Here is a 17761-nt window from a genome sequence, read left to right as displayed (position 1 = left end):
CTGCCATGACGACCGAGAGCACCACCATCCGCTGGGAACAGGACGACACCGGCGTCGTCACCCTCGTCCTCGACGACCCGGACCAGTCGGCGAACACCATGAACCAGGCGTTCCGCGCGTCCCTCGCCGCGGTCACCGACCGCCTGGAGGCCGAGAAGGACTCGATCCGCGGCGTCATCGTCACCTCCGCCAAGAAGACCTTCTTCGCCGGCGGCGACCTGCGCGACCTGATCCGCGTCACGCCCGAGACCGCCCAGGACCTCTTCGACGGCGGCATGGCGATCAAGCGCGACCTGCGGCGCATCGAGACCCTCGGCAAGCCGGTCGTCGCCGCCATGAACGGCGCGGCCCTCGGCGGCGGCTACGAGATCGCCCTCGCCTGCCACCACCGCGTCGCCCTCGACGCCCCCGGCTCGAAGATCGGCTGCCCCGAGGTCACGCTCGGCCTGCTCCCCGGAGGCGGCGGCGTGGTCCGCACCGTCCGGATGCTCGGCATCACCGACGCGCTGCTGAAGGTCCTGCTCCAGGGCACCCAGTACAACCCGCGCCGCGCCCAGGAGAACGGCCTGGTCGACGAGGTCGCCGACAGCCGCGAGGACATGCTGGCCAGGGCCCGCGCCTTCATCGACGCCCATCCGGAGTCCGCCCAGCCCTGGGACAGGCCCGGCTACCGCATCCCCGGCGGCACCCCCTCCCACCCCAAGTTCGCGGCGAACCTGCCGGCCTTCCCCGCCAACCTGCGCAAGCAGACCAACGGCGCCCCCTACCCGGCGCCGCGGAGCATCATGGCCGCCGCCGTCGAGGGCTCCCAGGTCGACTTCGAGACCGCGCAGGTCATCGAGGCCCGCTACTTCGTCGAGCTGGCCGCGGGCCAGACCTCGAAGAACATGATCCAGGCCTTCTTCTTCGACCTCCAGGCCGTCAACTCCGGAGCCAACCGCCCCCAGGGCGTCGAGCCCCGCAAGGTCACCAAGGCGGCCGTCCTCGGCGCCGGCATGATGGGCGCCGGCATCGCCTACTCGTGCGCCCGCGCGGGCATCGACGTCGTCCTCAAGGACGTCTCCCTGGAGTCGGCTCTCAAGGGCAAGGGCTACTCCGAGAAACTGTGCGCCAAGGCCGTCGCCAAGGGCCGCACGACGCAGGAGAAGGCCGACGCCCTGCTGGCCCGCATCACGCCGGCCGCCGAGGCCGCCGACCTCGCGGGCTGCGACGCGGTCATCGAGGCGGTCTTCGAGGACACCTCCCTCAAGCACAAGGTCTTCCAGGAGATCCAGCACGTCGTCGCCCCCGACGCGCTGCTGTGTTCCAACACCTCCACGCTGCCCATCACCGCGCTGGCCGAGGGCGTCGAGCGCCAGGCCGACTTCATCGGGCTGCACTTCTTCTCGCCGGTCGACAGGATGCCGCTCGTCGAGATCATCAAGGGCGAGCGGACCGGCGACGAGGCGCTGGCCCGCGCCTTCGACCTGGTCCGGCAGATCAACAAGACGCCGATCGTCGTCAACGACTCGCGCGGCTTCTTCACCTCCCGGGTCATCGGCCACTTCATCAACGAGGGCGTGGCCATGGTCGGCGAGGGCGTCGAGCCCGCGTCCGTCGAGCAGGCGGCGGCCCAGGCGGGCTACCCGGCCAGGGTGCTCTCCCTGATGGACGAGCTGACGCTCACCCTCCCGCGGAAGATCCGCGAGGAGAGCCGGCGGGCCGTGGAGGAGGCCGGCGGAACCTGGACCGCTCACCCTGCCGAGGCCGTCATCGACCGCATGGTCGACGAGTTCGGCCGACCGGGCCGCAGCGGGGGCGCCGGCTTCTACGAGTACGGCGAGGACGGCAGGCGGGCGGGACTGTGGCCGGGCCTGCGCGAGCACTTCACCCGGCCCGGCCACGAGATGCCCTTCGAGGACATGCAGGAGCGCATGCTCTTCGCGGAGGCGCTCGACACGGTCAGGCTCCTGGAGGAGGGCGTGCTCACCTCCGTCGCCGACGCCAACATCGGCTCGATCCTCGGCATCGGCTTCCCCGGCTGGACGGGCGGCGTCCTCCAGTACATCAACGGTTACGACGGCGGCGCGGGGCGCGGGACCGGACTGCCCGGTTTCGTGGCCCGGGCGCGTGAGCTGGCCGACCGCTACGGCGAGCGCTTCACGCCGCCCGCGCTCCTGGTGGAGAAGGCGGACAAGGGGGAGGTCTTCACCGACGCCCGCTGAGCGGCCGGATCACCGGTCGGACCCCGGCACGGGCTCCTCGCCGGCACCCGTGCCGGGTTTCCTGCCGTCGCCCGTGCCGGGCTCCTTGGCGAGCCATTCCCGCAGCTCCTCGCGCAGCGACCGCTGGAACGTGGTCAGCAGCGCCTGCACCACGATCGGGTGCATGTGGGCCGACAGGGACCGCACGTCCCGCGCGTCGCGTTCGGCGACCGCGTCGCGCAGCAGCCGCGACAGGTCGCGCGCGGCGGCGCGGGAGTGCTCGAGCAGGGCGGTACGGGCGGCGAGGACGGTCTCGGGGGAGAAGGGCACGTCGAGCAGTTCGACGCCGATCCGGAGCAGCCCGGCGTCGAGGCGGTAGGCGGCGCCGTCCGGGGCGTCCGCGTCCCGGACGACGACGTCCATCGCCGCCAGGCGGTCCACCTCCGCGTCGGTCAGCGGCCGGCCCCGCAGGGCGGCCGCCCGACGGCCCAGCTCCTCACGCGTGACGCGCTCCACCGCCTCCGGCGCCCAGGAGGCCACCACCGCGCGGTGCAGCGCGAGGTCGTGAGCGCTCAGGTCCGGCGGCAGCTGCTTGAGGTACCGCTCGATCGCGGCCAGCGTCATGCCCTGGTGCTGCAGCTCCTCGATCAGCGCCAGCCGGGCCAGGTGCTCCCCGCCGTAGCGCCCGACCCGGCGCGGGCCGATCGCGGGCGGCGGCAGCAGTCCCCTGGTGCCGTAGAAGCGCACCGTGCGCACCGTGACACCGGCCCGCGCCGCCAGCTCGTCGATCGTGAGGGCCACCGGCTCCTCGGCGTCGGTCGTCGTCATGTGCAGCAGTATCGCTGTCCCACCCGTGCTGTGACACCTCCTGCGCACCCCGTGGAGACGGCCGACCGATCGTGTGCGGAGTCACGCCGCGTGACACGAGCCACCGCACGACGACGCAGTCGTGGCCAGGTGCGGCCCTGGTCCCGCCGCGCAGGGCGGTGCGGGCGTCGTTGCAGTACGGACGCACGAAGGGCTCGTCCGCGCCGCGCCGCCGGCCGGAACCGGTGGCGGGGGTCGCCGGGGGCCGGGGGCGCGGGACGCCGCCGTCCGGGTCACCGAAGGCCCTCTTCTGCACGGCAGTTGACCGATGTACCGTCCGCGCATGCCGATACGCATGCGCTTCACGATCTGGAGACCGCTCGCGACGGCGGCCACGGCCGCTCTCCTGGCAACCTTCCTCACGCCGGTCGCGGCGGCCCACCCCGCACCGCGGCAGAGCGAACCCGTCCACTCCTACGACGACGCCGTCCGCGAGGCCGTCTGGGTGGACACGGGGCACGACGGGGACGGCGACGGCGAGGACGACCGCGTCGCCGTCGACATCGTCCGCCCCCGCGAACCCGCGCGGCAGGGCCGGAAGATCCCCGTCATCATGGACGCCAGCCCGTACTACTCCTGCTGCGGGCGCGGCAACGAGAGCCAGAAGAAGGCGTACGACGCAGACGGCGACATCGACCGGATGCCCCTGTACTACGACAACTACTTCGTGCCGCGCGGCTACGCCTTCGTCGGCGTCGACCTGGCCGGCACCAACCGCTCCGACGGCTGCGTCGACGTCGGCGGACGCTCCGACATCCGGTCCGCGAAGGCCGTCGTCGACTGGCTGAACGGCCGCGCGAAGGCGTACACCACCCGCACCGGCGGCGAGCGCGCCGCCGCGAGCTGGACCAACGGCAGAACGGGCATGATCGGCAAGAGCTGGGACGGCACCATCGCCAACGGCGTGGCCGCCACCGGCGTCGAGGGCCTGGAGACCATCGTCCCGATCGCCGCCATCTCCTCCTGGTACGACTACTACTTCAGCCAGGGCGCCCCGCTCTACGGCTCCGGCCCCGACTGGCTGTCCGACTACGTCAACAGCCCCGACGCACGCACCCAGTGCGACCCCGTCCAGCAACGGCTCGTCGACGGTGCCCCGCGCACCGGCGACTGGACCGGGCTGTGGACCGAGCGCGACTACGTCAAGGCCGCGGGCGACGTCAAGGCGAGCGTCTTCCTCGTCCACGGCATGCAGGACCTCAACGTCCGCATGCAGCACGTCGGACCGTGGTGGAACGCCCTCGCGAAGAACGGCGTCGACCGCAAGATCTGGCTCTCCCAGACCGGCCACGTCGACCCCTTCGATTTCCGCCGCGCCGAGTGGGTCGACACCCTCCACCGCTGGTTCGACCACGAACTCCTCGGCTACGACAACGGCATCGACCGCGAGCCCATGGCCGACATCGAACGCCGGCCCGGCCAGTGGGAGACGTCGAGGACCTGGCCGCCGCGCTCCACGGCCACCACGACCCTGCGCCCCGGCGACGGCGCTCGGCCCGGCGTCGGCACCCTCGGTCTGCGCCGCGACCACGGCACCGAGACCTTCACCGACGACCCCGCGCTGGGCGAGACGGACTGGGCCGCGCACATCGACGAGTCCACGCCGGGCAAGGCCGGATTCGTCACCGGCCCGCTCACCCGCGACCTGCGCCTGTCCGGCCCCTCCGAGGTGACCGTCACGGCGCGGTCCAGCACGCCGACGGCCCACCTCTCCGCCGTACTCGTCGACCTCGGCCCCGCCACCATCCGCGACTACGCGGGCCCCGGCGAGGGCATCAGCACCCTCACCGACCGCACCTGCTGGGGCCCGAGCACGCCGGGTGACAGCTCCTGCTACCTGGAGACGGCGGCGAAGACGGCCGACGTGGACTTCACGGTCGTCAGCCGCGGTTGGGCCGACCTCGGCCTCCACGCGTCCAAGTGGCGGGGGCGTCCGCTCACTCCGGGCAAGCCGTACACCCTCACCCTGGACCTGGCGGCCACCGACCACGTCGTCCCCGCCGGCCACCGCCTCGCGCTGATCGTCGCGGGCACCGACGAGGACCTCATCGACCCGCCCGCCGACACGCCGACCCTCACGCTGGACCTCTCCCGCACGTCGGCACGCGTACCGTTCGTCGGCGGCACCGCCGCGTTCGCCAGGGCCACCGCCGGTACGGCGACCGCCGCACCCGCGCCCGCGCCCCTCGACGGCGTGTCCGCGCCGCGCACGACCCACCGCGTCCCCGAGGGAGGCCGGTGAACCGCCTGGGCGCCCTCACCGTGACCACCGCGGCCCCCCACTCCGTGCCGGCCCCCGCGAGCCACGGCCGCAGTGGCCGCACACCACGCCGCCAGCGGAAAGGGTCTTGCCGCTGCAGAGGTGCTGCTACTCCTGCTTTCAGCAGGCGGGCCGGCCCGGCGTCCGCCTCTCCGGCATCGATGGCGTGGTCGATCCAGCCGCCGGCCGCCCGGACCCCTGCTGTCCGCTCGTGGACGTGGTCCGGTCGGAGAGGCTGCGGCGGCTGATCCGGTCATGGCCGGGGCCCCACCCCTCGCGAACGGTTGATCAGCCCCGCGCCACGTTCGCCGCGGTCACATTCTCGATCACGCGGCCGAGTTTGGCCCGGGCGCGGGTCAGGTCCTCGATGCGTGCGGCGATGCGGTCGCGTTCGATGACGAGCTGGTCGAGCATGGCGGGGGTCGCGACGCCGGTGCTCACGCACGGCAGGAGTTCGACGACGGTACGGCTGGAGAGGCCTGCCGCGAAGAGGTCCTGGATGAGCTGGACCCGCTCCAGCGCTTCGTCGGGATAGTCACGCTGGCCACCGGGCGTCCGCGTCGATTCCAGAAGCCGCTGTTCCTCGTAGTAGCGCAGGGCCCGCACGCTGACCCCGGACCGCCTGGCGAGCTGTCCGATGCGCATGACGCAGGTCACTCCTCTCCCGCTCGTACCTCACGTCGACGTCAGATTCAGGCTAGCAACACCGGCCCCCGGGGGCAGCCCTGGGGGCCGATCGCACCGTTGCCGGCACCGAGTAGTTGCCGGCACCGAGTAGTGGCACAGGTCCCCACGCTCGCCCCGCCCGCTCGGCCCCCTCACCCATCCGCGCCCGCCCTCCTCCGGCCGGGCGGCAGGTGCGGCTTGCACCTCACGTCAACGTCAGGTTTTAGGGTGGCGAGCGTCGGATGAACACGTCATTCCGGCCCGTCGAAGTAAGGCAGACCATGATGCGCGCAGCCCGGTTCCACGAATACGGCGGAGCGGAGAGCCTGGTGATCGAGCAGGCCCCCGACCCGCACCCCGGACCCGGTGAGGTCCGTGTCCGCGTCGCGGCGGCCGGCGTCAATCCCATCGACTGGAAGCTGCGCGCCGGCGCCCTGCACCAGCTGATTCCGCTGGAGCTGCCCGCCATTCCCGGGCGTGACGGCGTCGGGATGGTCGACGAGATCGGCGACGGGGTGCAGGGGGTGAGCATCGGCGACCGTGTCTTCGGGCTGGGCGGTGTCACCGGGGCGACCGCGGAGCTGCTCATCCTCTCGGCCTGGGCCCACGCCCCCGACACGTGGAACGACGAGCAGGCCGCTGGTGCCGGTCTCGCGTCCGTGACCGCGATGGGCGGCCTGAACGCGCTCGGCTCCCTTGCGGGGCGCACGCTTCTCGTCGAGGGCGCCGCCGGTGGCGTGGGCAGCGCGGCGGTCGAGATCGCCGTAGCGCAAGGTGCCACTGTGATCGGGACGGCCAGTGAACGCAACCACGAGTTCCTCACCGCACTCGGCGCCGTTCCCACCACCTACGGTCCCGGCCTCGCGCAGCGTCTGTCCGCTCTCGCCCCGCACGGAGTCGACGTCGCGCTCGACACCGCGGCCTCCGGATCGCTGGACGACCTCGTCGCGATCACAGGTGACCCGAAGCGCGTCGCGACGGTCGCCGACCATGCGGGCGGGCAGCGCCTGGGCACGCATGTGGTCAACGCGGAGAACGATTCCACCCTCCTGTCCGCGGCGGCGGAACTGGGCCGGCAAGGCCGCTACACGCCCCGTGTCGACCAGGCCTTCCCCCTGGAGCGGATCGCCGACGCCCACGCGCGCGCCGAGCGCGGACGCACCCGAGGAAAGATCGTGATCTGCATCTGAACAGACCGATCCGTATCGGAACAGGCCCACGAGGTGGGTAACCCGCAACGTGCGGGCCTGCGGGGCCCGTGTGGCCTCGATCGGTACCGGCGAACGGGCGGTCCGGAGCGGGTCGATCTCCAGGGCACCTCGTCCCGGTCAGGCGGACCGCCGGAGACGGCCAGGAGCGCATCCTGCGGAACACGTGCGGCGTGAAGCAGTCGGTCGGCCTGCTCATCGAGAGCCGCGTCGACGCCCTCACGGACGCAGAGGGCGCGGACGACGCCCCGGACAACCGGCGCCGGGTGGATTCCCGGCTCGCGGCCCTGAAGGGCCTGCTTCACCACGCGGACCAGCGACGCGCACGCATCGAGGCGGCCACCGAAGCGGCCCGGTGGTCCGGCCTGGCCGACACCGGGCCCGTGTGCCCGGGCGGCGCGGACAACGAGCCGCCCGAAGCCGGAGAGGTGATCCAGGAGCCGCCCTGCGGCCACCGGCTCGGCCCCGCCCGGTACGAGGAGATCGGGGACGAACTGGCTCTCCACGGTGTACAAGCGCGCCGGACCGGGGAGGAGGGCGCCTACGTACCGCTGTGCCAGCCACTGCGTGCCCTCGTGCCGCTGCTCGTGAACGAGCGGGCGACGTACCACCTGACGGCGGGTGAACCCGATACCCGCTGCTCAAGAGGTGAGTTCTGCGTCGCACGTGGTAAGGGCGTAGCGGAGGATTGTTTCCAGCCTCACCGACTTGAAAGGTGCCACCTGTGACGCAGGACCGACCAAGCGACAAGGACCATCAGGAAAGAGGTGCGCTGCCGGGCTCGGAAGCGGGCCTCCCGGGGCAGGAGCACAAGCCCCGTACCGACTGGATCGTGTTCGGCGTCACAGCCGTCCTGACCCTCGCCTTCGTCATCTGGGGAGCCGCCGGCACCGACTCGTTGGAGAACGCTTCGGACACCATGCTCGGCGGCCTGATGCACAACGGCGGCTGGGCGTTCGTGCTGGCCGCCTCCGGATTCGTCGTCTTCGCCCTCTGGCTCGCGGCCAGCCGCTACGGCCGCATCCACCTCGGTGCCGAGGGCGAGAAACCCGAGTTCCGCACGGTGTCCTGGGTCGCCATGATGTTCAGTGCGGGCATGGGCATCGGTCTGATGTTCTGGGGCGTCAGCGAGCCGCTGGCGCACTTCGACACCGCTCCGCCGGGCACCAGCCCCGCCGACACCGGTGACCGCATGGCGACGGCCATGGCCACCACCCTGTTCCACTGGACCCTCCACCCGTGGGCGATCTACGCGGTGGTCGGCCTCGGCATCGCCTACAGCACCTTCCGCAGGCGGCGCCGCCAGACCATCAGCGCCGTGTTCACCCCGCTCATCGGCGAGAAGCACGCCAACGGCGTCAGCGGCCGGGTCATCGACATCCTGGCCATCATCGCGACGGTCTTCGGCTCCGCCGCCTCGCTCGGCCTCGGCGCCCTGCAGATCGGCTCCGGCATCGAGAAGCTCGACTGGATGGACAAGGTGAGCAGCGGCCTGCTGGTCGGCATCATCGCGGTGCTGACCGTGGCGTTCGTGGCCTCCGCGATCTCCGGTGTCGAGAAGGGCATCCAGTGGCTGTCCAACACCAACATGGTGCTGGCCCTGCTCCTCGTGGTGTTCGTCTTCGCCGCGGGTCCGACCATCCTCATCCTCGACCTGCTGCCGACCTCGGTCTTCACCTACCTCGGCGACCTGCCCGAGATGGCCGGCCGCACGGAGATCAGCGGCGGCGAGGGCGTGGCGGACTGGCTGAGCAGCTGGACCGTCTTCTACTGGGCGTGGTGGATCTCCTGGACACCCTTCGTCGGTATGTTCATCGCCCGCATCAGCCGGGGCCGGACCATCCGTCAGTTCATCGGCGGTGTCATCCTCGTCCCCAGCACCGTCAGCCTGATCTGGTTCGCGATCTTCGGCGGTTCGGCGATGCGGCTCCAGGAGCAGAACCGGCTCGGCGACGAGACCACGCCGGAGGGCCGGCTCTTCGCCGTGCTCCAGGAGTACCCCATCGCCACCGTCACCAGCCTGCTGGTGATGATCCTCGTCGCCATCTTCTTCGTGTCGGGCGCCGACGCGGCCTCCATCGTGATGGGCACCCTCTCGCAGAAGGGCGCGCTGGAACCCAGCCGTTGGGTGGTGGTGTTCTGGGGCGTGGTGACCGGAGCGGTCGCCGCCATCATGCTCCTGGTCGGCAGCGGCGGGGGAGACGCGCTGACCGGTCTGCAGAACCTCACGATCCTCGCGGCGGCACCCTTCGTCGTCGTGATGATCGGCATGTGCGTCGCCCTCATGCGCGATCTGCGCCGCGACCCCCTGATCGTGCGCGGCGAGATGGCCTCCGAAGCCGTGGAGCTGGCCGTCGTCGAGGGCCACAAGCAGTACGAGGGCGACTTCGAGATCCGCATCGGCCCCGGTCCCGGCACGGACGTGGAGGGCGACCCGATCGGCAAGCACCACTGACCCGGTCGGCAGGCACCGCCGGGCCGGTCGCCGAGCGCCACTGACCCGAACGCCGGGGCCGCTCCCCGGCGGCGGGGGCCGGCCGGGAGTCAGGGACCGGTGGAGGGCCGGCACGCACACGCGTGCCGGCCCTCCACCGTCAGCGCCGAACGACACTGCGCAGCCCGCAGCCCGCAGCCCGCAGCCCGCAGCCCGCAGCCCGCAGCCCGCACAGCCCATAGCCCATAGTCCGCTGTCCGCTGTCCGCTGTCCGCTGTCGATGGTCAGCGGGAGGCCAGGTCGGCGGCCTCCCGTGCACAGCCCCAGGCCACGGTGGCGCCCCCGCCGCCGTGCCCGTAGTTGTGCACCAGCAGCCTCCCGTCCGGCAGCGCCTCGCGCTCCAGCCGTACCGCCTCCCGTGCCGGGCGCAGCCCCACCAGGTGGCCCAGGACCCGCGCCCCGGCTATCTCGGGGCGCAGCGCCGCGCACCGCCGCACGATCGCGTCCGCGACCGCGGGGTCCGGCTCGGGCGACCAGGCGTCCTCCTCCGCCGTGCCGCCGAGGACCAGCCGGCCGGGGTGCGGGAAGAAGTACGCCATCTCCCCGGAGACGGGGTCGGTGGAGACCATCCAGGTCCGGATGCCGGGGTTCTCCACGACGACCAGCTGTCCGCGCACCGGACGCACCGATGCGTCCGGCACCAGCTTCCGGGCCCCCAGCCCCGTGCAGTTGACGACCACCGGCGCCCCGGCCTCCGCCAGAGCGGTCACCGCGCGGGTCTCCACCACGCCGCCCGCCGCCACCAACCGCGCCCGCAGATACGCCAGGTGAGTCGACATGTCGATGAGCGGCAGACGCGCCCACAGCCCCGTGCCGCCGTACTCCCGCGCGGTCGCCGCCCGCAGCCCCGGCAGCCGCGCCGCCGCCCACGTGTCCACCGCGTCCAGGCCGGTCTCGCCCAGCACCCCCTCGGCCATGCGGACGCCGCTCTCCTCGGGCCGCACCGCCAGGTCCTCGTACACGTCGAGCGAGCGCAGCGCCCACGCACGCGCCAGGGCGACCGGCTCGACGCGGTACGGCCACCACAGCGCGCCCGCGACCGCCGAGGTGGTCTGCTCGACGGGCTCCCGCGTCCACAGCCGTACCCGCCGCCCGCGCTCGGCGAGAACGACGGCCGTCGTCAGCCCGATCACCCCGCCGCCGACGACGACGATGTCGTCACCTCGTCCGCGTTCCACACGGGGACCGTAGTCGAACACGTCCCGCCGTGACAGACCCGCCCCGCGCCGGGAAGACGCACCGCGTGGCTGTCGGGTACGCGGTCTTCGGGCCGGCCCCGGCGATGCGGGCCAAGGGAGTCCTCGCCGGCGGCGCCCACCAGGCCCACCCCCTCTACTGCGTGGACTTCGTGGACTTGGTGTCGACGGACGTCCTCCGCTGTTCCGCCTCCGTGCCCCGCAGGCACCGGGACCAGGACGGTGCAGGGGGCGCCCTGCCTGGTGACGCGGGCACCGGGGCGCGTACGGGCGGCGGCGGTGACGCACGGGGAACCCGGCCGAACGGGACGCGGACCGCCGCTAGGATCGACGGTCTGATGACTGCCACCCTCGTCGCCAAGAACCTCGCCGCCGGCCACGGCGACCGCTCCCTGTTCACCGGGCTCGACCTCGTCGTCGCCCCCGGCGACGTGATCGGACTCGTCGGGGCCAACGGCGCGGGCAAGTCCACCCTCCTGCGGATGCTCGCCGGGCTGACCGCGCCGGAACAGGGCGAACTGCGTCTGTCCCCGCCGACCGCCACCGTCGGCCACCTCCCGCAGGAGCCGGAGCGCCGGCCCGGTGAGACGGTCCGCGCCTTCCTGGCCCGCCGCACCGGCGTCACCGAGGCCCAGAGCGCCATGGACGAGGCCACCCAGGCGCTGGTCGACGGCGCGCCCGGCGCCGACGACGCCTACGCGACCGGCCTGGAGCGCTGGCTCGCGCTGGGCGGCGCCGACCTCGACGACCGCGCCGAGGAGACCGCCGGAGCGCTGGGCCTGACGGTGGACCTGGACCAGCCGATGACATCGCTGTCCGGCGGCCAGGCGGCACGGGCCGGCCTCGCCTCCCTCCTCCTGTCCCGCTACGACGTCTTCCTCCTGGACGAGCCCACCAACGACCTCGACCTGGACGGTCTGGAACGCCTCGAACGCTTCGTGTCCGGCCTGCGGGCCGGCACCGTCGTCGTCAGCCACGACCGCGAGTTCCTCGCCCGCACCGTCACCAAGGTCCTCGAACTCGACCTCGCCCAGCGGCAGATCAACCTCTACGGCGGCGGCTACGAGGCGTACCTGGAGGAACGCGAGGTGGCCCGCCGGCACGCCCGCGACGAGTACGAGGAGTACGCCGACAAGCGCACGGCCCTCCAGGACCGGGCCCAGATGCAGCGCACCTGGATGGACAAGGGCGTGAAGAACGCCCGGCGCAAGGCGAGCGACAACGACAAGATCGGCCGCAAGTTCCGCAGCGAGGCCAGCGAGAAGCAGGCCGCCAAGGCCCGCCAGACCCAGCGCATGATCGAGCGCCTGGACGTCGTCGAGGAACCGCGCAAGGAGTGGGACCTGCGCATGGAGATCGCCTCGGCGCCCCGCTCGGGCGCGGTGGTGGCCACCCTGCGCGACGCCGAGGTCCGCCGGGGCGACTTCGTCCTCGGCCCGGTCTCCCTCCAGGTCGACTGGGCGGACCGGGTGGCGGTGACGGGAGCCAACGGCACGGGCAAGTCCACGCTGCTCGCCGCCCTTCTGGGCCGCGTCCCGCTCGACGCCGGACACGCGGCCCTCGGCTCCGGGGTCCTGCTCGGCGAGGTCGACCAGGCCCGCAAGCTGTTCTACGGTCGGGAGGCCCTGCTCGACGCCTTCCGCACGGCGGCCCCGGAGACCGAACCGGCCGAGATCCGCACCCTCCTGGCCAAGTTCGGGCTCAAGGCGGACCACGTCGTACGCCCGGCGTCGACCCTCTCCCCGGGCGAGCGCACGAGGGCCGCGCTGGCCCTGCTCCAGGGCAGGGGCGTGAACCTCCTCGTCCTGGACGAGCCGACCAACCACCTGGACCTGCCGGCCATCGAGCAGCTGGAATCGGCTCTGGACGCCTACGAGGGAACGCTCCTGCTGATCACCCACGACCGGCGCATGCTGGACTCGGTGCGCGTGACCCGCCGCCTGGAGGTGGCGGACGGCAAGGTGACGGAGGCGCCGGCGTGACCCAGCCCGCCCCCGCCCCCACCACCACGTCGAGCGCCTACGCCAGCACGCCGAGCGCCTACGCCAGCCCGGCCCGCCGCAGCGCGTCGGCCATCGCCCCGTCGGCGGAAGCGGACCCGGCCGATGCCGGCCGGCTCTTCCCTCCGGCGGGCTGACGCTGCTGCCGCTGCTTGGGCGGCCGTCCCCCGCGCTCCCGCTTCTGCTCGCCCTGCGGAGCGGCTTCGTCGTCCAGCCGCAGCGTCAACGAGATCCGCTTGCGCGGGATGTCGACGTCCATCACCTTCACGCGCACGATGTCGCCGGGCTTCACCACGTCCCGCGGGTCCTTCACGAAGTTCTTCGACATCGCGGACACGTGCACCAGGCCGTCCTGGTGCACGCCGACGTCCACGAACGCCCCGAACGCCGCGACGTTCGTCACGACACCCTCCAGCACCATCCCGGAGGACAGGTCGGAGATCTTCTCCACGCCCTCCTTGAAGGTGGCCGTCCGGAACGCCGGCCGCGGGTCGCGTCCGGGCTTCTCCAGCTCTTTGAGAATGTCGGTGACCGTCGGCAGACCGAACGCCTCGTCCACGAAGTCCGCCGGCTTCAGCGAGCGCAGCACGGACGTGTTGCCGATCAGGCCGGCCACCTCCTGCCCGGCGGTCTTCACCATCCGGCGCACCACGGGGTACGCCTCGGGGTGCACGCTGGAGGCGTCCAGCGGGTCGCTGCCGCCCCTGATCCGCAGGAAGCCCGCGCACTGCTCGTAGGCCTTCGGGCCGAGCCGCGACACCTTCTTCAGCTCGGTCCGCGACGTGAACGGCCCGTTGCCGTCCCGGTGCGCGACGATGTTCTCGGCCAGCCCCGAGGTGATGCCGGACACCCGGGAGAGCAGGGGGGCCGACGCCGTGTTGACGTCCACGCCCACGCCGTTCACACAGTCCTCCACCACCGCGTCCAGGGAGCGGGACAGCTTCACCTCGGACAGGTCGTGCTGGTACTGGCCGACCCCGATCGACTTCGGGTCGATCTTCACCAGCTCGGCCAGCGGGTCCTGCAGCCGGCGGGCGATCGACACCGCGCCGCGCAGCGAGACGTCCATGTCCGGCAGTTCCTGGGAGGCGAAGGCGGAGGCGGAGTACACGGAGGCGCCCGCCTCGGACACCATCACCTTGGTGAGCTTCAGCTCCGGGTGCCTGGCGATGAGTTCGCCGGCGAGCTTGTCGGTCTCGCGGGACGCCGTACCGTTGCCGATGGCCACCAGCTCGACCGCGTGCTCCCGGGCGAGCCGCGCCAGCCTGGCGATCGCCTCGTCCCAGCGGTTGGCCGGGACGTGCGGGTGGATCACGTCCGTGGCCACGACCTTGCCGGTCGCGTCGACCACGGCGACCTTCACGCCCGTACGGAAACCCGGGTCCAGGCCGAGCGTCGCACGGGTGCCCGCCGGCGCGGCCAGCAGCAGGTCGCGCAGGTTGGCGGCGAAGACGTTCACCGCCTCGTCCTCGGCGGCCGTGCGCAGCCGCAGCCTCAGGTCGATGCCGAGGTGCACCAGGATGCGGGTGCGCCAGGCCCAGCGGACGGTGTCCGCGAGCCACTTGTCACCCGGCCGGCCGCGGTGGGCGATCCCGAACCGGCTCGCCACGATCCCCTCGTAGGACGACGGGCCGTCGGTGGCCTCCTCGGGCTCCAGGACGAGATCGAGGACGCCCTCCTTCTCACCGCGGAGCATCGCGAGGACCCGGTGCGAGGGCAGGTCGGTGAACGGCTCGGCGAAGTCGAAGTAGTCGGCGAACTTGGCGCCGGCCTCCTCCTTGCCCTCCTTCACCTTGGCGGCGAGCCGCCCGCGACCCCACATCCGCTCGCGCAGCTCGCCGATCAGGTCGGCGTCCTCGGAGAACCGTTCCGTGAGAATCGAGCGCGCCCCGTCCAGGGCGGCCTGCGGATCGGCCACACCCCTGTCGGCGTCGACGAAGGCGGACGCCGCGGCGAGCGGGTCCACCGACGGGTCGCCCAGCAGGCCCTCGGCCAGCGGCTCCAGGCCCGCCTCCCGCGCGATCTGCGCCTTCGTACGCCGCTTGGGCTTGAACGGCAGGTAGATGTCCTCCAGGCGCGCCTTGGTCTCCGCGTCGCGGATGCGCGCCTCCAGCTCCTCGGTGAGCTTGCCCTGCTCGCGCACCGAGTCGAGGATCGCCGTGCGGCGGTCCTCCAGCTCCCGCAGATAGCGCAGCCGCTCCTCGAGCGTGCGCAGCTGCGCGTCGTCGAGCATCTCGGTCGCTTCCTTGCGGTAGCGGGCGATGAAGGGCACCGTCGAGCCGCCGTCGAGCAGCTCCACCGCGGCCCGCACCTGCCGCTCCCGTACGCCGAGCTCCTCGGCGATCCTGCTCTCGATGGACCTCACGTCGCTGGACGCGCTGGACCCGGGTGTCGTCACGATCCCGTACCGCCTTCTCACAGAGGTTGCGCGGCAATTGTGGCAGGTGGCGCCGCAGATCGGGGATCAGGGCGCCACCTGGGCCGGGTCGGGACCGCCGGTACCGGGTCCGTGGTCAGACCCTGCGGCTGCGGGTGGAGGACGAGGCTCCGCCGAAGAGCCGGGCCAGGGCCCGGAACGGAAGCGTCACGACGGTGGCGATGGCGCCACCGATCTGGCGCAGGACGTCTGCAATGGCACGGAACACGAACAGCCCCTTTCCTCTCCCGGCCCCTCCGGCCGGGACAGTACGGGTACCTCGTCGGCGGCCGGACATGCCCCGCCGCGTGTCCGGACCGGCGTTCACGCCTTCCCGAGCAGGTCCGCGGGGAAGGCGCCCGCGCCGAGTGCCGTACGCGCGAACGCCGTTGCGAGTCCCGTCAGCCGCGCCACGCCCTCCGCGCCCAGGTGCGCGTAGGGGGCGGCGTCCAGCCGGTCCGTCTCCCGCTCGATGTCGTCGCGCAGCGCCGCGCCCGCCCCGGTCAGCTCTCCGGCCTCGTCGATCAGCCCGCGCCCGCGCAGCCGGTCCGCCGCCGCGTTCCACTCCCGGCGGGTCCAGCCACGGGTGCTGAGGACCCACTTCGGCGCCATGCCCTTGCCGGTCGCGGTGTGCGTCACCAGCGCCTCCAGGCCGTCGAGGCCCGCGGCCGCCAGCACGGCGAGGTGGCCGTCGCCCCGGTGCTCGCGCAGCAGGGTCGCCGCGTGCCAGTAGGCCAGGTGCGGAGCCTTCGGCACGGGCAGGTCGGCGTGGGCCGAGTACAACGGGCGGGCGCAGCGCGTGCAGCCCTCGGCGGCGCGCAGCGCCAGCCCGGCCGCCTCCGACATCTCCGGGGAGGCCACGGTCTCCTCGCCCAGCAGCCGGCGCAGCGTCGCGTCCACGGCACGCAGGCGGGCGGCCAGTACCTGCTGCGGCGCGGCGGTCTCCCACACCGCCGGCACGTGCCGGGCGACGAGGTCGTGCTTGTAGTTGTAGAAGGTCGCCGTCACCGCGCCGGCGCCGACCGGTCCCAGCGCGGCGGCGCGTGCCGCGAAATTCACGGCCCGGGGGTCGGTGATCCCGACGGCACCCAGTTCCCGGCCCAGGTCGGGCGAGAAGTAGTGCGTCGAGTGCAGCGTGTTGAGCGCGTTGTGGCAGCGGCGGCCGGCGCGTGGGTCGAGGGCGGCAGTTGTCATGCTCCGCACGTTACCAACCGCTCAGTACGTCCTCCGGACCCCCCGGAGGCCATGCGCCGCGCCGCCGGCAGGGCCCTCCGCACCGCCCCGGCCGCGTACCGGCGCCGCTTGCGTCCAGCACCCACCGAGTGATTCCGCACCCTCCGGCCCCATCGCCCCCGTTATGTTTTCCGCGGTCCCGCAACGGGGCCGCTGGCCTCCGGGTCCGGCATGACTTTTGCCCCCTGTCGGACGGATGACCTGGGGGGTGGTGTCACCGGGCCCGGGAGGTGCCGTCGGAGACGCTGATCAGAGGTCCGGCCACCGTCCGGTCCGGCGCAACGCCGGGCAGTTCGCGGACGGCAGGTCTGCATAACGTGGATGCGCGAGTACGACACCACTGCCGAGGCCGGCACGTTCGACACCCCGAGAAGGGCGCGATGTTCGACACCGAAGACGTGGGCGTGTTCCTGGGCCTGGACGTCGGCAAGACCACTCACCACGGCCACGGCCTCACCCCGGCCGGGAAGAAGGTCTTCGACAAGCAGCTGCCCAACAGCGAGCCGAAGCTGCGGGCCGTCTTCGACAAGCTGGCCGCGAAGTTCGGCACCGTCCTGGTGATCGTGGACCAGCCCGCCTCGATCGGTGCCCTGCCCCTGACCGTGGCCCGGGACGCGGGCTGCAAGGTCGCCTACCTGCCCGGACTGGCGATGCGCCGGATCGCCGATCTCTACCCGGGCGAGGCCAAGACCGACGCCAGGGACGCCGCGGTGATCGCGGACGCGGCCCGCACCATGCCGCACACCCTGCGGTCCCTGGAACTGACCGACGAGATCACCGCCGAACTCACGGTCCTCGTCGGCTTCGACCAGGACCTCGCAGCCGAGGCCACCCGCACCTCCAACCGGATACGCGGCCTGCTCACCCAGTTCCACCCCAGCCTTGAACGCGTCCTGGGCCCGCGCCTGGACCACCAGGCCGTCACCTGGCTGCTGGAGCGCTACGGCTCCCCGTCCGCCCTGCGCAAGGCCGGCCGCCGCAGACTCGTCGACCTGATCCGACCGAAAGCCCCACGCATGGCCGTCCGGCTGATCGACGACGTCTTCGCCGCGCTCGACGAGCAGACCGTCGTCGTGCCCGGCACCGGCACCCTCGACATCGTCGTGCCCTCCCTGGCCGCCTCGCTCGCCGCCGTCCACACCCAGCGCCGGGCTCTGGAAGCCCAGATCAACGCCCTGCTGGAGGCCCACCCTCTTTCCCCGGTCCTGACGTCGATGCCCGGCGTCGGCGTCAGGACC

At 72.6% G+C, this 17761-nt stretch carries 12 protein-coding genes and 1 pseudogene; 7 read left to right on the top strand and 6 right to left on the bottom strand.

Annotated elements, in window-relative coordinates; genetic code table 11:
* Positions 1-5: 5 nt before the first annotated feature.
* Entirely contained in the window at positions 6-2204 is a 2199-nt protein-coding gene (locus ACVV2G_RS25580) for a 3-hydroxyacyl-CoA dehydrogenase NAD-binding domain-containing protein (RefSeq protein WP_453845116.1), read from the top strand.
* Between the two features lie 9 nt (positions 2205-2213).
* Here ACVV2G_RS25580 and ACVV2G_RS25575 read toward each other — a convergent pair whose 3' ends face one another.
* Entirely contained in the window at positions 2214-3011 is a 798-nt protein-coding gene (locus tag ACVV2G_RS25575; protein ID WP_453845115.1) for a MerR family transcriptional regulator, read from the bottom strand.
* A gap of 322 nt (positions 3012-3333) precedes the next feature.
* Between ACVV2G_RS25575 and ACVV2G_RS25570 the strand changes: the two genes are divergently transcribed.
* Positions 3334-5292 carry a Xaa-Pro dipeptidyl-peptidase gene (locus ACVV2G_RS25570; RefSeq protein WP_453845114.1) on the top strand — a complete coding sequence of 653 codons (1959 nt, stop codon included), beginning with the start codon at positions 3334-3336 and terminating at the stop codon, positions 5290-5292.
* Positions 5293-5598: 306 nt separating this feature from the next.
* Here the strand turns inward: ACVV2G_RS25570 and ACVV2G_RS25565 are convergent, their stop codons facing one another.
* A complete protein-coding gene (locus ACVV2G_RS25565; protein ID WP_453845113.1) occupies positions 5599-5955 on the bottom strand; it encodes a MerR family transcriptional regulator in 357 nt (118 codons plus the stop codon).
* Positions 5956-6260: 305 nt separating this feature from the next.
* Between ACVV2G_RS25565 and ACVV2G_RS25560 the strand changes: the two genes are divergently transcribed.
* The 3 genes and pseudogenes from ACVV2G_RS25560 to ACVV2G_RS25550 all read left to right on the top strand — a co-directional run bounded on the left by ACVV2G_RS25560 (position 6261) and on the right by ACVV2G_RS25550 (position 9639).
* Positions 6261-7166, top strand: a complete 906-nt coding sequence (locus ACVV2G_RS25560) for an NADP-dependent oxidoreductase (RefSeq protein WP_453845199.1) — start codon at positions 6261-6263, stop codon at positions 7164-7166.
* Positions 7167-7300: 134 nt separating this feature from the next.
* Positions 7301-7825 (top strand): annotated as a pseudogene (locus ACVV2G_RS25555) (carboxypeptidase); the annotation flags it as partial.
* 83 nt (positions 7826-7908) lie between these two features.
* Entirely contained in the window at positions 7909-9639 is a 1731-nt protein-coding gene (locus ACVV2G_RS25550) for a BCCT family transporter (RefSeq protein WP_453845112.1), read from the top strand.
* 263 nt (positions 9640-9902) lie between these two features.
* On the opposite strand, the gene ACVV2G_RS25545 is transcribed toward ACVV2G_RS25550, so the two are convergent.
* The gene (locus ACVV2G_RS25545) at positions 9903-10856 is read right to left on the bottom strand and encodes an FAD-dependent oxidoreductase (RefSeq protein WP_453845111.1); all 954 of its coding nucleotides are present in this window, start codon (positions 10854-10856) and stop codon (positions 9903-9905) included.
* Between the two features lie 356 nt (positions 10857-11212).
* Here ACVV2G_RS25545 and ACVV2G_RS25540 point away from each other — a divergent pair, with 356 nt between their 5' ends.
* Positions 11213-12856 carry an ABC-F family ATP-binding cassette domain-containing protein gene (locus ACVV2G_RS25540; protein ID WP_453845198.1) on the top strand — a complete coding sequence of 548 codons (1644 nt, stop codon included), beginning with the start codon at positions 11213-11215 and terminating at the stop codon, positions 12854-12856.
* 58 nt (positions 12857-12914) lie between these two features.
* Here ACVV2G_RS25540 and ACVV2G_RS25535 read toward each other — a convergent pair whose 3' ends face one another.
* From ACVV2G_RS25535 to ACVV2G_RS25525, 3 genes are all read right to left on the bottom strand, one after another.
* Positions 12915-15272, bottom strand: coding sequence for a Tex family protein (locus tag ACVV2G_RS25535; RefSeq protein ID WP_453845110.1), 2358 nt, complete (start codon positions 15270-15272; stop codon positions 12915-12917).
* Between the two features lie 115 nt (positions 15273-15387).
* Positions 15388-15519: an LPFR motif small protein gene (locus ACVV2G_RS25530; RefSeq protein ID WP_010042827.1), complete on the bottom strand. Its 132-nt coding sequence runs from the start codon at positions 15517-15519 to the stop codon at positions 15388-15390.
* A 95-nt stretch (positions 15520-15614) separates the two neighbouring features.
* A complete protein-coding gene (locus tag ACVV2G_RS25525; RefSeq protein WP_453845109.1) occupies positions 15615-16484 on the bottom strand; it encodes an SCO6745 family protein in 870 nt (289 codons plus the stop codon).
* 419 nt (positions 16485-16903) lie between these two features.
* Between ACVV2G_RS25525 and ACVV2G_RS25520 the strand changes: the two genes are divergently transcribed.
* On the top strand, positions 16904-17761 hold an 858-nt coding region (locus tag ACVV2G_RS25520; protein WP_453845108.1), incomplete at its 3' end, for an IS110 family transposase.

The sequence above is a fragment of the Streptomyces sp. JK94 genome (genome assembly GCF_053613315.1).
The sequence above is the reverse complement of the archived record's forward strand: the minus strand, read 5'-3'. Positions and strand labels throughout refer to the sequence as shown.